We start from the raw sequence: 14,182 nt of genomic DNA, 5'->3' as shown, positions 1-14,182 counted from the left end.
TGACAGCTATGACCCCCGGCTCGAACATCCCCCTCTCCGCCGCCCGCGTGGCGGTGGACGTCGCCGCGCCCGTGCGGCTCGACGTATCGGGCCTGCTGCTCACCGCCGACGGCAAGGTGCGCTCGGACGACGACTTCATCTTCTACAACCAGCCCACGGGCCCCGGCGTGACGTACCGCTCCGGCGGCGGCACCACCCCCGACTCGGTCACGGTCGACACGGCGGCCGTCCCGCCGGGCATCGAGAAGATCGTCATCACCGCGAGCCCGGACGCGGCGGGCCAGACCTTCCAGGGCATCGAACCGACGGCCACGATCCGCGACGCGGACGGCGGCTCGGTGCTCGCCACCTTCACCCCGCCCCAGCTCGGCACCGAGACGGCCCTGGTGATCGTGGAGATCTACCGGCGCAACGGCGCGTGGAAGGCCCGCGCGGTCGGCCAGGGCTACGCGAACGGCCTGGCCGGCATCGCCACCGACTTCGGCGTGACGGTGGAGGAGCCCGCCCCGGCCGCCGCCCCCGCTCCTGCCGCCGCTCCCGTCACTCCGCCCACGCCCACAGCCACGCCCGCACCCGCGACGCAGCCCCCGGTGACCCCGCCGGCCCCCGCCACGCCCCCGCCCGGCACCGGCACCGGCACCGGCACCGGCAAGATCAACCTGGACAAGGGCCGCGTCAGCCTCCAGAAGAACCAGACCGTCTCCCTGGTCAAGGGCGGCAAGCCGCTCCTCTCCCAGGTCAAGATGGGTCTCGGCTGGGAGCCGGCGTACCGGGGCAAGGACATCGACCTGGACGCCTCGGTCATCGCGTACGGCCCGCAGCGCAACCACATCGACAGCTGCTACTTCGGCAAGCTCTCGATCGTCAACGGCGCGATCAAGCACTCCGGCGACAACCTCACCGGCGAGGGCGGCGGGGACGACGAGGTGATCGTCGTCGACCTCGGCCGTCTCCCCCAGGAGGTCACCGGCCTGGTCTTCACGGTCAACTCCTTCTCCGGCCAGAAGTTCACCGAGGTCGCCAAGGCCTACTGCCGGCTGATCGACGCCGCGTCCGGCGAGGAACTGGTCCGGTTCGACCTGACCAGCGCCCAGCCGCAGACCGGCGTGATGATGGCCAAGCTGATCCGCCAGTTCTCCGGCGAGTGGGAGATGACCGCGATGGGCGACTTCGTGAAGTCCCGTACGGTCCGGGGCATGGTGAAGCCGGCGGCCCAGGCGCTGTGACCCCGCCGGTCCGCAACCCCGCCGGTCTGTAGTCCAGCCGGTCCGTAGTCCAGCCGGTCCGTAGTCCAGCCGGTCCGTAACCCCGCCGGTCACCGGTTCAGGGGGCCGCCCGCCCGCACAGGGGATCATGCGGCGGGCGGCTCCTCACGTCGTCCTTCCGTGCGCACCCGCACACCTCCTGTCACTCGCGCCCCTCGTACCCCTCGCGCCCCGCACTCCCTTTCCCTCACGCCGGTGGACTCTCCCACACGCCCCTGCTCCCGGCTCTTCGTACCGCCGGTCCCCCTGCGCCGCACCGGCTTCCGCCCCTAAGCTGCCCTCGCTCCGACAGCGCGGTGGCGATACGTATCCGCACCCGCTGGCAGCCATCCGCACGCACCGACGGGGAGCAGATGGAACCCGCCGCCATTGGCGCCCGGCTCGCGTCGAGCGTGGTCGCGCCGCTGATCAGAAAACTGTTCGTGACCGAGGGCCCCGGTGCCGGTCTCGTCGACCGGCCCGTCCGGGTCTCCTGTCTCGTCTCCTTCCGGGGCGAGAAACGCGTCCTGTCCGAGGACGACCTGCACAAGATCGCCAAAGAGCTGGTCAGCCGCGCCGCACAGTCCACGGGCGTACGGGAACAGCTGCCGATGTACGAGATACGCGCGGTGGCGCACGCGGTGGCGAACTCCCTGCGCGCCATGGACTGCATCGACATGGACGATGTGCAGGCCGTCCAGCTGGGGCACATCGCGCTCTCCAGCCATCTGCGGGCGCAGAGCCGCTCCGCCACGCTCGGGCTGTCGAACGACGCCGTGCTCCTCTACAAGTGCGTGCTCGACACTGCCTGCCTGCACATCCTGCACTTCTTCACCCAGCGGTCGACCTTCGTACCCCGCACCCTGGTCGAGCAGAGCCGCGGGATCGCGGAGCTGTCGCGCCGGATCGACACGCTGATCGCGCGGACCCCGTCGCCCGCCGACGGCCCGTTCGAGGAGCGGTACGCCCAGTACATCGCCGCGAAGCACGGCAGGCTCACCATCTTCGGGCTGGACCTCACCGAGTCCCCGGACACCTGGCCGCTCGACGCCGCCTACCTGAGCCTGGACGCGGTGGGCGCCACCGCCGGCCCCATTCCGCTGCTGCTCCCCGCCGACCAGGTGCTGGCGGGACGGAACCGGGTGCTGCTGCGCGGCGTCGCCGGCTCGGGGAAGACCACGCTGGTGCAGTGGCTCGCGGTGTCCACCGCCAAGAACCACCTCGACGAACGTCTGCTGTACCTCTACGGCCTCGTGCCCTTCGTGCTCCCCCTGCGCACCCTCACCCGCGGCGGGGCGAAACTCCCCACCCCCGACGAGTTCCTGTCCGAGGTGGGCTGTCCCCTCGCGAGCGCGCAGCCGACGGGGTGGTTCGACCGGGTCCTGCGGTCGGGGCGCGGCCTGATCCTCGTCGACGGCATCGACGAGGTCCCGGAGAGCGAGCGGCAGGAGGCCCGCCGCTGGCTGCGGGACCTGGTCGCCACCTATCCCCGCAACCGGTGGCTGGTCACCTCACGGCCCTCCGCCGTACGCGAGGACTGGCTGGTCGACGACGGTTTCGCCGAGCTCGACCTGGCCCCCATGAGCCGGGACAACGTGGCCGAGTTCGTGAAGCGGTGGCACAAGGCCGCCGGCGTCGGCGACCAGTACGCGCAGGACCTGCTGCGGGCGCTGCGCGCCAAGCAGGACCTGGCGCGGCTCGCCACCAACCCCCTGATGAGCGCGCTGATCTGCGCGCTGCACCAGGACCGCCGCGGCTACCTCCCCGACGGCCGCAAGGAGATCTACGACGCCGCCCTGTCCATGCTGCTGTCCCGGCGCGACCGTGAGCGGGGCATCTACAAGCCGGGCACCGTCCGTATCGCCGAGGCCCACCACGTCCAGCTGATCCAGAAGCTGGCGTACTGGATGATCCGCAACGGCCGCTCGGAGATGGACCGCGCGGACGCCGTCGACCTCCTGGCGCGGGCCCTGCCGGCCATGCCCCAGATCGCCGAGCAGGGAACGGCGGAGGAGATCTACCGCCATCTGCTGATCCGCAGCGGTCTGCTGCGCGAACCCCACACGGGCTCGATGGACTTCATCCACCGCACGTTCCAGGACTACCTGGGCGCCAAGGCCGCGGTGGAGAACCTCGACTTCGACTTCCTCATCGCGCACGCCCACCTCGACCAGTGGGAGGACGTGATCCGGATGTCCGTCGCCCACGCGCGGACGATGGAGCGGACCCGGCTGCTCACCGGCCTCATCGAGCGGGGCGACACCTCGGACCGCGACGGGCGGCGGCTCCATCTGCTGGCCGCCGCCTGCCTGGAGCACGCCACGGAGCTGGACCCGGACGTGCGGGACGCGGTGCAGCGGCGGGCCGCGGCGCTCATCCCGCCGCAGTCGGCCGAGCAGGCGCGTGCCCTGGCCGACGCCGGCCCCGTCGTCCTCGATCTGCTGCCCCGGCCGGACGGGCTGACCGACGACGAGGCCTACTTCACCGTGCTGACCGCGACCCGCGTCGCGACCGACGCGGCGATCCCGGTACTGGCCCGGTACCGGGACCACCAGGACATCCGGGTGCGCGGCGAACTGGCCCGGGTCTGGAGCCGGTTCGACTGCGAGCGGTTCGGCGAGGAGGTCGTCGCCCATCTCAACGGCGACCATCTGTACTTCTCGGTCTCCAGCTCCCGGCAGCTGCGGATGCTGCGCGGTTTCGGCGGCCGGTCCCACATCAGGATCGCCGGATCGTTCACACCCGACGAGTTCGTGACGGCGTACGGCACGAGCAGCCTCCAGCATCTGTGGGTGGAGGTGGATCCCGGCTGCACCTGGCGGTGGCTGGGCGCCTTCCCCCACCTGCGCACCGTCTTCTTCGAGATCCCGGTCACGCATCGGGAGACCCTGCCGCGCGCGGTACGGGTGCTGGACGAGCCCCTCAGTCCGCCACCGGATCCGCCGGCGGCGACGGCCGACCGTACGGGAGACCCGTGGGGTCTGCCCCAGCCGTCACCGCCGTCCTGACGTCCCGTCCGCCCGGACCGTCAGGCGGCCCCGGCCTTTGCCTTCACCCGAGTGCCGCACTGTTCACACATTTCTGGCATGCATGGACGCTATGTCCGAGCCCGCCAGTCGGCTCGACAATCAAATACGATCACCCGTTCGAGTGAGGCGTCCTATCGCCGCTGCCGCTTCCACGGCCCCGTGATGGCCAGCATGATCCCCGGCTCCTGGATGTTGGCGTACAGCGTCTTCCCGTCCGGCGAGAACGTGACCCCGGTGAACTCGCTGTACTCCGGCTCGTCCGCCGTGCCGATGTTGAGCTCGTTGCGGGCGATCGGGTACGTGCGGCCGCTGTCCGTAGCGCCGAAGAGGTGCTGGAACCCGTCGCCGTCCTCGGCGATGACCAGGCCGCCGTACGGGGAGACGGTGATGTTGTCGGGGCCGTCGAGGGCGCCGTCCACGGACGGGTCGCGGTCGACGCCGAGCCGCACCTTCAGGGTGAGGGTGCGGCGCCGCGGGTCGTAGAACCACACCTGGCCGTCGTGGCCGGGTCCGGGGCTCTCCTCACGGGCGTACGAGGAGACGATGTACGCCCCGCCGTCGCCCCACCACATGCCCTCCAGCTTGCGGGCGCGGGTGACCTCGCCGGTAGCGAACTGCTCGCGCACCTCGACGGTCCGGGCGTCGCGGTCGGGGACGTCCACCCAGTCGACCCCGTACACCGTGCCGGTGCGCGTGGCGCGGGACAGGTCGTCGACGTACCGGCCGCCGGAGTCGTAGCAGACGGGCGCCTGAAGGACACCGGCGTCGTCGGCGAGGGCGCGGAACCGGCCGGGGCCGTGGTGGAAGCCCTTCGGCGGGGTCCAGCGGTAGAAGAGGCCGTTGGGGCCGGAGGCGTCCTCGGTGAGGTAGGCGTGACCACGCTTGGGGTCGATGACGACGGCCTCGTGGTCGTACCGGCCGAAGAACTTCAGCGGCTTCGGGTCGCGGTTGGCGCGCCGGTCGGCGGGGTCGACCTCGAAGACGTAGCCGTGGTCCTCGGTCATGCCGTTCTCGCCGGCCCGGTCGGAGTTCTCCTCGCAGGTGAGCCAGGTGCCCCAGGGAGTGCTGCCGCCCGCGCAGTTGGTGGAGGTACCCGCGAGGCCGACCCACTCGGCGACCCGGCCGTCGGGGCGTATCTCGACGACCGTGCAGCCGCCGGACGCGGCCGGGTCGTACACGAGGCCCTCGGTGAGCGGGACCGGGTGCTCCCAGTCGGCGCGGGGGCCCTTCAGCTCGTGGTTGTTGACGAGGAGGGTGGTGTCGCGAGGGCCGGGGAAGGCGGCGGTGCCGTCGTGGTTCGAGGGGGTGTACTCGCCCGACTCCAGTCTCGTCCTGCCGCTGTGGGTGATGACGCGGTACGAGAATCCGGCGGGCAGCGCGAGGATGCCGTCCGGGTCGGGAACTAGGGGCCCGTACCCGACGCCGACTCCGCCGTGCCGGTCCGTGTCCGTCCCGTGCTCCTCCGCGCTCTCGGTGTCGGTGGACGCCAGGGCGTGCGGCGCGGTGGCCAGGGCACCGACGCTGCCGGCCAGCGCGACGCCGGTCCCGGCGAGCGCGGAGCGTCCGGCGAAGTCCCTGCGGGTGAGCGGCATGCTGTCTCCCGTGGCGGTGAGGCGGACCGTGGGGCGGTGGCGGGGGCCGGGGGCGGTGGCGGACCCGGTGGTGCCGCCATACCGTCGCCCCCTTGCCTGAACACCCGTTGAACGCTCACCCTCCTTGCTGCGACCGCGCCTTGAACGCCGCCTTGCGCGCCTCCTTGGCCACCTTCTTGTCGGGGTGCAGGCGTCCCATGGCCTCCAGAACGTCCGCGGTGGCCGGGTGGTCCACCCGCCAGGCCGTGGCGAAGAAGCCGCTGTGCCGCCGGGCGAGATCCTCCACCAGGGCCTGGAGCTCGAACGAGTTGCCCTCGGCCGCCAGTTGCGCGGCCACCGTGTCGACGGTCAGCCAGAAGACCATCGCCTCGGACGGCGCGGGGACGTCCGGGGCGCCGTGCTCGGTCAGCCACACCCGGGCGAGGCCGCCCAGTTCGGGGTCGTCGAGGACCTCGCGCAGCGCGGGCTCCGCCTCCGGGCCGACGAGGGTGAGCGCCTGCTGGCAGCGCAGCCGGCGCAGCGGGGCCCCGGGGTCCGCGCCGCGTGCCGCCGCGAGCAGCTCCTGGGCGGCGGCGAGGGGTGCGCGGCGGGCGAGCCACTGTTCGGTCTCGGCCTGGGCCGCCGCCGCGGGGAAGTCCGCCGTGCCGTCGAGCAGCGCGTCGGCGCCCTTGTCCGCGAGGTCGCCCACGGCGGGGGCCACGGCGCCCGCCTCGAGGAGCCGGGCGCGCACGCCGAACAGGCCGAGCGGGGTGAGCCGCACCATGCCGTAGCGGGTGACGTCGGCGTCGTCGATGTCGTCGACGGGCGCGGCCGGCTCCTCCGCGGTGCCGTCGGCGTCCGTCATCAGCGCCTCGTCGACCGGCTGGTACTCGACGAGTCCGGCCGGCTCCAGCAGGCGGAACTGGTCGTCGAGCCGCATCATCGCGTCCGACACCTGTTCCAGTACGTCGTTGGTGGGCTCCCCCATGTCGTCCGGGACGATCATGGACGCGGCGAGGGCCGGCAGCGGCACCGGGCGCGGGCCGGGCCCGTCCTCGCTCACGGTCAGCAGGTACAGGTTGCCGAGCACCCCGTCGAGGAACCGCGCCTCCGCCTCGGGATCCCAGTCCAGCCGGGACAGGTCGACCGTGCCGCCGCCCTCCTCCAGCGCGTCCACGAGGTCGTCGAGGTCGGGCACGGTCGCGTCCGCCAGTACGGTCTCCAGCGCGGCGAGCCAGACGCCCAGCACGTCCTGCGGGCCCCCGGAGGTGAGCATCCGCAGGTCGGCGCCCGCGGCGACGGTGCCCTGCTCCTCGTCCACGACCTCCACGAGCCCGGTGTCGACGGCCACCCGCCAGGCCTCGCTCGCCAGGGCCGCCGCGTCCTCCCCCGTCAGCCCCAACTCTTCGGCGGCCTCGGGCAGTTGCTCCTCGACGAGCTCGCCCCCGGCGCCCACCCGGGTCCCCGGTCCGGACCAGCGGGCGAGCCGCGCGGCACGGGAGAGCAAGGGTGTGCCGAGCGCGTCCCGCGCCAGTTCGGCCTCGGCGGGCAGCCGCACCGGCGGCAGGGGGGAGCTGTCTGACATCGGCTGGTTTCTCCTCGGGACGAGCGCCGCGTGCGGTCGGGCACGCCCACGGCGCGGGACGTACGCAGTCCGGGGGTCCGGGCGCCGCCTTCGGCCATATGCGACCCGGCGACCGCCCCGTCACACCCGGCAGCGGCTCAGCCTAGACGGATTTCCACCCATGCCGCCCGGTTCACGGCCTCCTCGGGGGCGACGCCTGGCCGAAACCTTGACAAGTGGCCGGGGCAGGCTGGAGATTGACGCGCGTAGAAAACGCGGGGGAAGCACGATCGACTCCCGCACAGTCGTTCGCCGGCCGCTCCGCGCGTCGCCACCGCCCCCACCGGTTGCGTTCGCCGTCCGTTCCCTTTTCCGTTCCACCCTCGTCCCGGCGCCCACGCATGTCCCCGGAGGGATTTCCTTGCCGAGCAAGAAAACCGCGCGCATCTCCGCGCTGACCGTCGCCGCCGTCTGCTCCGCGGTGTCCACCGTGGTGGTCACCTCGCCCGCGCAGGCCGACTCCGTGCGCATCCACGACATCCAGGGCAGCACCCGGATATCCCCGTTCGCCGGACAGCAGGTCACGGATGTGGCCGGAATCGTCACGGGTGTGCGGACGTACGGGTCGTCCCGGGGCTTCTGGATCCAGGACTCCCTGGCGGACGACGACCCGGCCACCAGTGAGGGCGTCTTCGTCTTCACCAGCTCCGCCCCGAAGGTCGCCGTCGGTGACTCGGTCACCGTCTCCGGCACGGTGTCCGAGTACGTACCGGGCGGCACCTCGTCCGGGAACCAGTCCATCACCGAGATCACCAAGCCGACGGTGACGGTGCTGTCCAGTGGCAACGCCGTCCCGTCCGCGACGACGATCAACGCCAGGTCGGTGCCGGACGCGTACACCCCGGCGGGCGACCCGGCCGCGAACGGCTCGGTCAACGGCCTCACGCTGCGACCGAAGAAGTACGCCCTGGACTACTACGAGTCCCTGGAGGGCATGAACGTCCGCGTCTCCGACACCCGTGTGGTCACGGCCACCGACCCGTACACCGAGCTGTGGGTCACCGTGAAGCCGCGGGAGAACGACGCCCGGCGCGGCGGCACCGTCTACGGCTCGTACGAGTCCCAGAACACGGGCCGGCTCCAGATCCAGTCGCTGGGCGCGACCGCCGACTTCCCGGAGGCGAACGTCGGTGACGTCCTGAAGGGCACCACGGCGGGCCCGCTCGACTACACCCAGTACGGCGGCTACACGCTCGTCGCCAACGAGATCGGCGCCCTGGAGCAGGGCGGCCTGGAGCGCGAGACGACCCGCGAGCAGGCGCGCGGCGAGCTCGCGGTGGCGACGTACAACGTCGAGAACCTGGACCCGTCCGACGGCACCTTCGCGGACCACGCCGCCGCGATCGCGAACAACCTCCAGTCGCCCGACATCGTGGCCCTGGAGGAGATCCAGGACAACACCGGCGCGAAGAACGACGGCGTGGTCGACGCGGACCAGACCGTGAACAAGCTGATCGACGCCATCGTCGCCGCGGGCGGCCCGGCGTACGAGTGGCGCTCGGTCTCGCCCGTGGACGGCGCGGACGGCGGCGAGCCGGGCGGCAACATCCGCCAGGTGTTCCTCTTCAACCCGGAGCGGGTGTCCTTCAGCGACCGGTCGGGCGGCGACGCCACCACGGCCGTGGGTGTGGAGAAGGTGCGCGGCAAGGCGCGGCTGACCGCCTCCCCGGGCCGGATCGACCCGGCGAACGCCGCCTGGGAGAACAGCCGCAAGCCGCTCGTCGGCGAGTTCGTCTTCCGCGGCGAGACGGTCTTCGTGATCGCGAACCACTTCGCGTCGAAGGGCGGGGACCAGCCGCTGCACGGCCAGTACCAGCCGCAGACGCGCAGCTCGGAGACCCAGCGCCACCTCCAGGCGACCGCGGTCAACACGTTCGTCAAGGAGATCCTGGCGACGCAGAAGAACGCGAACGTGATCGCCCTCGGCGACATCAACGACTTCGAGTTCTCCCGCACCGCGAAGCTGCTGGAGCAGGACGGCGCCCTCTGGTCGGCGATCAAGTCGCTGCCGAAGAGCGAGCGCTACACGTACAACTACCAGGGCAACAGCCAGGTCCTGGACCAGATCCTGGTCAGCCCGTCGATCCGGCGTTCGGGCGGCCTGCGTTACGACAGCGTGCACATCAACTCGGAGTTCCACGACCAGATCAGCGACCACGACCCGCAGGTGCTGCGGTTCCGCCCGTAGCGGCCACCGGCCGGCCCTCGTCATCGGCGAGGGCCGAACCCGTCGGCCGGTCTCACCCGGGCACGAGGCCGAGGGCGTACGTGTACCGGCTGCCCTCGGCCCCCTTCATGCCGGGGAACGCCCGCACCCGCTCCCACTCCGGTGTGGGCGCCGTGTCGGCGAGGGCCTTGTCGTACGCCTCCTCGCTCTCCCACTCGGCGTAGTTCAGGACGTGGGTGCCGTCCTGGCTGAGGTGGAAGTGGGCGGAGATGAGACCGCGGTCGCCCGCGACGTTCCCGGCGAGGGCGGCCAGGACGAGGTCGACCCACTCGCGCCGTCTGTCCGCGGCCCCCTCCTCGTCCTCGAAGTCCACCCGGACCGTCACGACGAGGCCTGGCGTACGGGTGTCCCCGGCGGCGCGCTCGTGGCTGCGGTAGCGCCGGTAGCGGTGCAGGCCCACCCGTTCGATCCCCGGTGCGGCGGCGTCGATCCGGTCGTTGCGTCCCTGCCGCTGCGTCCGGACGAACTCCTCGTAGTCCTCCTCGCGCACCCACTGGGAGTGGTGCAGCAGCGTCGTTCCGTCGTGCCCGGTGTAGACGTAGTAGGCGAGCGGACCCTGAGCCGGATACGGCGCGGCCAGCCAGGTGGCGGCGATCGCCTCCACCGTCGCGCGCTGCCGCTCGGGGGTGCCCACCCGCCAGGTGCTGAAGAAGGGCGCCGTAGCGTCGGGCCTGGTCAGGTCGGGGTGCTCGGTGGTACGTCGGGTCATGGCGGCCTCCTGGAACCGGCAGGGAATCGGCAGGGAGCGGCGCGGTCCACCGGTGCGGTGGTCCGCGCCCGCACATGCCACCCTCCGACCTCGACCTAGGTTCAGGTCAAGGCCGGACGCGCATCCGGTTCCGGGAGGTCCCGCAGGGCGGCCTCAGCGGCGGCGCCACACGTAGACCCCGGCGGCGGCAACGGCCACCGCGCCCATGCCGCCCATCACCACGGCACGCGGCACACGTTCCCGGACGGTGTGGGCGGCGTGTGCGCAGGAGTCCTTCGCGGAGTGGACGGCGTACGACGCCGTGCCCTTGAGGTCCGCCATCTGTGCCTGGGCGCGCGCCTTCACATCGGCCTTGGCGGCGAGCTCCTCGACGGTGTCCCCGAGCCGGGCCCTGGTCTCCGCGATCTGCTGCCGCAGTTCGTCGGGGCCCTTGGCCCCGGTATGGCCCTTGGGTTCCGAAGCACCGGGTGTGCCGCTGGCACCGGGTGTGCCCGACGTACCGGGTGTGCTGGATGTACTGGTCATCGGTGCGCCCTTTCCTTGATTGCCTCGACATCGGCCTTGACGCTGTCGATGGTCCGCGCGGGCATGGGCGGCGTGGCCCGGCGCAGCTGGGCCCGGCCCATCATCGCGAGCACACCCGCGACGACGAACAGCACGCCCGTCACGATGAGGGCCGCCGCCCACACGGCCAGCACCAGCGAGAGCGCGGCGACTCCGGTGCCCGCGAGGGCCATCAGCCCGACATAGGCCACGGCGCCGGCTCCGCCGAGCAGGCCGCCGCCCTTCCCGGCGCGTCGCCCCTTCTCGGCCAGTTCCTCCTTGGCGAGGGCGATCTCCTGCCGTACGAGCAGGGAGAGCTGCTCGGTGGCCTGCCCGACCAGCTCGCCGACGGTGTGGTGCTGGTGCGCCTCCGCCGCCGGCCGTACGGTCCGGTGCCCGTCCGCCGTCGGCCGCACGGAACGCTGCCCGTCCACCGCCGGCGGCGTCGGCCTGGTGTCCAAAGTCCCGGTCACGGTGTCCCGCCTCCTCTCAATCGGGCCACCCGGGTACCCGGCCGGGCCCGCGCTACCCCTGCGGGGGTCCGCCCCACGGCGGCGCCCCGGGACCGCGTCCGCCGAGTTCTGCCAGCCGGCTCTGGAACCAGTCGAGCCGCGCCTGGAGCAGGGCCGCCTCGGCGACGAGCTCGGGCACGCCGAGACCGTCCGGCAGGCCCGGCCCTCCGGGCGGTCCGCCGACGCCCGGCAGCTCCGTACCCGTGCCCGTGCCCATACCCGTACCGGCCCGCACCTTCAGGCCGTTGCCGGCCAGCCGCGCGAAGGAGGCCGGGGACATCGACGGACGGCCGCGGACACAGGCCGGACAGGATCCGGCCAGCACACGCCAGCCCGGCCGCCCCCAGCCCGCGTCGGCCAGGGCGACGGCCGGCGCGCCGCACACGCACGGTCCGACGGTGGCCGTGCGCACCCGCTGGCGCGCGCAACGGAAGCCGCGCTCGAAGCGGATGTACGCGCCGAGGACGGACACCTCCAGCACGACCGCCGTACGGTTCTCGGCGGTGCACAGCAGCGCCTCGGCCGCCGCGCGGTCGTGCACGCTGTGGAAGCCGCAGTCGCACAGCCGCGCGGGCGGGCGGTGCCGCCGGCCGTAGAGGCACCGGGCTTCGTCGAGGACCCCGTAGGGCAGCGCGCCGCCCAGCGACACCCCGGTGAAGGCGGCCCGGGTGCCGTCCTGGGACAGCACCGGGTGGGCGATCTTGTACCCGGTCGGCGGCTCCGCCGGACGTTCCTCGGGGAGCCGGAACCTCATCGCCGGGCCGGCGCCTCTTCGGCTGCCGCGCCCTCCGACTGCTCGTGTTCGGGGGGCGATTGCAGCTCTTGGGTCCCTTCTTGGATCCCCTCCCGGTGTCCTTCCCGGACGGGGATCCGCTCCTCCGCGACTCCGGTGGCGAGTGCCTTGCCGAGCCTCATGGCGCCTCCCGTGGCATGACCGTGTCCGACAGGTCCGACAGTGCCTGCCCTTCTCGCCATGGTGACCCACCAGCCGCCCATCCAATACAGCAAAACTGGCCGGTACCGTGAAGAAGATCTAAGTGGTGCTTCACGCTGATCCCGCACGACACTGCGCCCATGACGACACGACGCCCCGCACCCTTCGGCCGCGCCCTCTGCGCGATGATCACCCCCTTCACCGAGTCGGGGGCACTGGACGTCGACGGCGCGCAGCGGCTCGCCGACCGGCTGGTGGCCGATGGCTGCGACGGCCTGGTGCTGTCCGGGACGACGGGCGAGTCGCCCACCACCTCCGACGAGGAGAAGGCACAGCTCGTCCGGGCGGTCCGGGAGGCGGTCGGCGGCCGGGCCGCGATCGTGGCGGGCGTGGGAACAGCCGACACCCGCCACTCCGTGGAACTCGCGCTGGCGGCCGAGAAGGCGGGCGCGGACGGTCTGCTCGCGGTCACGCCGTACTACAGCAGGCCCCCGCAGGACGCCGTCGAGGCCCACTTCCGCGAGATCGCCGACTCCTGCGGCCTCCCGCTCGCCCTGTACGACATCCCCGGCCGCACCGGCACCCGCATCGAGCCGGCCACCATGATCCGGCTGGCCCGGCACCCGCGGATCGTGGCGGTCAAGGACTGCGCGTACGACCTGCTCGGCACGCAGAAGGTACTGGCCGAGACGGAACTGGCGTACTACACGGGCTGCGACGAGTACGTGCTCGCGCTGTACGCGATCGGCGGAGCCGGTTACGTCGGCACGGTGGCGAACGTCGTCCCCTCCCGCTTCCGCGCGATCCTCGACGCCTTCGACGCGGGGAACACGGACGAGGCCGCCCGTCTCCAGCGGCTCACCGTCCCCCTGACCGAACTGATGATGGCCTCCGGACTGCCCGGCACGGTGACGGCCAAGGCGCTGCTCGGACGGCTGGGCCTGCCGTCCGGCCCGGTACGGGCACCGCTGCGGCCCGCCGGCCCCGAGGTGACCGACGGACTGCTGGCGGCGTACGAGGCGCTGGCCGGGGCCGACTGAGCGGTCACCGCTCGGCGAGGACCGGCTCCCGGCCTCTCCGGTGTCGCGCCGAATCGTGGGGCGTCCGACGGGTGGGGCGTCCGACGGGTGGGCGCGACTACGCTTTCGGACACGGGGCTCGGATGCCCCGGCGTACGGCCGGTATGAGGACCAGGTGCCGGGGCGCTCACATGGTGCGGGAGCGCCCCGTTCGGGGGTGCGGTGTGGCTGAGGCCGAGCGGTTCGACGCGTTCGTGTCGTATGCGCATGAGGACGAGCCATGGGTCACGACGTTGGCGGAGAACCTGCATCGGCTGGGCCTCGATGTGTGGCTGGACCGGTGGGAGATGGCCGGGGGCCAGCTGGTGGCGTCGCGGTTGCAGGACGGTTGGCCGGGGCCGGGGCCGTGGTGGCTGTCGTCAGTCGGCACTGGGTGGAGTCCGGTTGGTGCGGGCAGGAGTTCGCGGCCGCCGTGACTGCCGCGGTGGAACAAGGGAAACGCCTGATCCCGGTCCTGACGGGCGAGGTGGAGCTGCCGCCCTTCATCGCTTCTCGGCTGTAGGCAGAGAGCTCTCCTCGGCGACGACATCTTCCGGTCCGTCCTCGACGACCTCCTGCCGAACGACGCAGCGGCAACGGTCATGCAGGTTGTGCAGCCCCAGGACGAGATACCGCCATAAGAGGAATCAACCGGTCCGAGCGACTTCACGAGCACGGACCAGGCATGAACCGAGTCGGACACGACCCGGACCCGGCCGACCGAGACCGAG

Annotated in this window: 10 protein-coding genes and 1 pseudogene; 5 read left to right on the top strand and 6 right to left on the bottom strand. The window is 72.3% G+C overall.

Annotated features, from left to right (window positions below):
* Nucleotides 1-8 precede the first annotated feature (8 nt).
* Nucleotides 9-1,226 carry a TerD family protein gene (locus IE242_RS30725; protein ID WP_189865401.1) on the top strand — a complete coding sequence of 406 codons (1,218 nt, stop codon included), beginning with the start codon at nt 9-11 and terminating at the stop codon, nt 1,224-1,226.
* Between the two features lie 335 nt (nt 1,227-1,561).
* Nucleotides 1,562-4,252, top strand: coding sequence for an NACHT domain-containing protein (locus IE242_RS30720; RefSeq protein ID WP_229859655.1), 2,691 nt, complete (start codon nt 1,562-1,564; stop codon nt 4,250-4,252).
* Between the two features lie 152 nt (nt 4,253-4,404).
* Here IE242_RS30720 and IE242_RS30715 read toward each other — a convergent pair whose 3' ends face one another.
* Nucleotides 4,405-5,865 carry an alkaline phosphatase PhoX gene (locus tag IE242_RS30715; RefSeq protein ID WP_189865117.1) on the bottom strand — a complete coding sequence of 487 codons (1,461 nt, stop codon included), beginning with the start codon at nt 5,863-5,865 and terminating at the stop codon, nt 4,405-4,407.
* A 115-nt stretch (nt 5,866-5,980) separates the two neighbouring features.
* Nucleotides 5,981-7,429 carry an amino acid adenylation domain-containing protein gene (locus tag IE242_RS30710; RefSeq protein WP_189865115.1) on the bottom strand — a complete coding sequence of 483 codons (1,449 nt, stop codon included), beginning with the start codon at nt 7,427-7,429 and terminating at the stop codon, nt 5,981-5,983.
* Nucleotides 7,430-7,829: 400 nt separating this feature from the next.
* Here IE242_RS30710 and IE242_RS30705 point away from each other — a divergent pair, with 400 nt between their 5' ends.
* The gene (locus IE242_RS30705; RefSeq protein ID WP_189865113.1) at nt 7,830-9,656 is read left to right on the top strand and encodes a DUF8508 domain-containing protein; all 1,827 of its coding nucleotides are present in this window, start codon (nt 7,830-7,832) and stop codon (nt 9,654-9,656) included.
* Nucleotides 9,657-9,708: 52 nt separating this feature from the next.
* Here IE242_RS30705 and IE242_RS30700 read toward each other — a convergent pair whose 3' ends face one another.
* The 4 genes from IE242_RS30700 to IE242_RS30685 form a co-directional block, all read right to left on the bottom strand.
* Complete coding sequence (locus IE242_RS30700) at nt 9,709-10,404, bottom strand: antibiotic biosynthesis monooxygenase (RefSeq protein WP_189865111.1); 696 nt, start codon at nt 10,402-10,404, stop codon at nt 9,709-9,711.
* A 153-nt stretch (nt 10,405-10,557) separates the two neighbouring features.
* Nucleotides 10,558-10,929, bottom strand: a complete 372-nt coding sequence (locus IE242_RS30695) for a DUF3618 domain-containing protein (protein WP_189865109.1) — start codon at nt 10,927-10,929, stop codon at nt 10,558-10,560.
* Nucleotides 10,926-11,363: a phage holin family protein gene (locus tag IE242_RS30690; RefSeq protein WP_189865397.1), complete on the bottom strand. Its 438-nt coding sequence runs from the start codon at nt 11,361-11,363 to the stop codon at nt 10,926-10,928. The genes IE242_RS30695 and IE242_RS30690 overlap by 4 nt, the downstream gene beginning before the upstream one ends.
* 109 nt (nt 11,364-11,472) lie before the next feature.
* Nucleotides 11,473-12,213, bottom strand: coding sequence for a hypothetical protein (locus IE242_RS30685; protein WP_189865107.1), 741 nt, complete (start codon nt 12,211-12,213; stop codon nt 11,473-11,475).
* Nucleotides 12,214-12,533: 320 nt separating this feature from the next.
* On the opposite strand from IE242_RS30685, the gene dapA reads away from it, so the two are divergent.
* Nucleotides 12,534-13,433, top strand: coding sequence for a 4-hydroxy-tetrahydrodipicolinate synthase (gene dapA, locus IE242_RS30680; protein ID WP_189865105.1), 900 nt, complete (start codon nt 12,534-12,536; stop codon nt 13,431-13,433).
* Between the two features lie 122 nt (nt 13,434-13,555).
* A pseudogene (locus IE242_RS38155) lies at nt 13,556-13,974 on the top strand (toll/interleukin-1 receptor domain-containing protein).
* Nucleotides 13,975-14,182: the final 208 nt, after the last annotated feature.

The organism is Streptomyces poonensis (assembly GCF_014650915.1).
Classification (GTDB): domain Bacteria; phylum Actinomycetota; class Actinomycetes; order Streptomycetales; family Streptomycetaceae; genus Streptomyces; species Streptomyces poonensis.
This window is presented reverse-complemented; position numbering and strand designations above follow the sequence as displayed.

Bases quoted from the DNA above. Each gene is read 5' to 3' on its own strand.
- IE242_RS30725 (WP_189865401.1), top strand. From the start codon at position 9: ATGACCCCCGGCTCGAACATCCCCCTCTCCGCCGCCCGCGTGGCGGTG.
- IE242_RS30715 (WP_189865117.1), bottom strand. From the start codon at position 5,865: ATGCCGCTCACCCGCAGGGACTTCGCCGGACGCTCCGCGCTCGCCGGG.
- IE242_RS30710 (WP_189865115.1), bottom strand. From the start codon at position 7,429: ATGTCAGACAGCTCCCCCCTGCCGCCGGTGCGGCTGCCCGCCGAGGCC.
- IE242_RS30700 (WP_189865111.1), bottom strand. From the start codon at position 10,404: ATGACCCGACGTACCACCGAGCACCCCGACCTGACCAGGCCCGACGCT.
- IE242_RS30695 (WP_189865109.1), bottom strand. From the start codon at position 10,929: ATGACCAGTACATCCAGCACACCCGGTACGTCGGGCACACCCGGTGCC.
- IE242_RS30685 (WP_189865107.1), bottom strand. From the start codon at position 12,213: ATGAGGTTCCGGCTCCCCGAGGAACGTCCGGCGGAGCCGCCGACCGGG.
- dapA (WP_189865105.1), top strand. From the start codon at position 12,534: ATGACGACACGACGCCCCGCACCCTTCGGCCGCGCCCTCTGCGCGATG.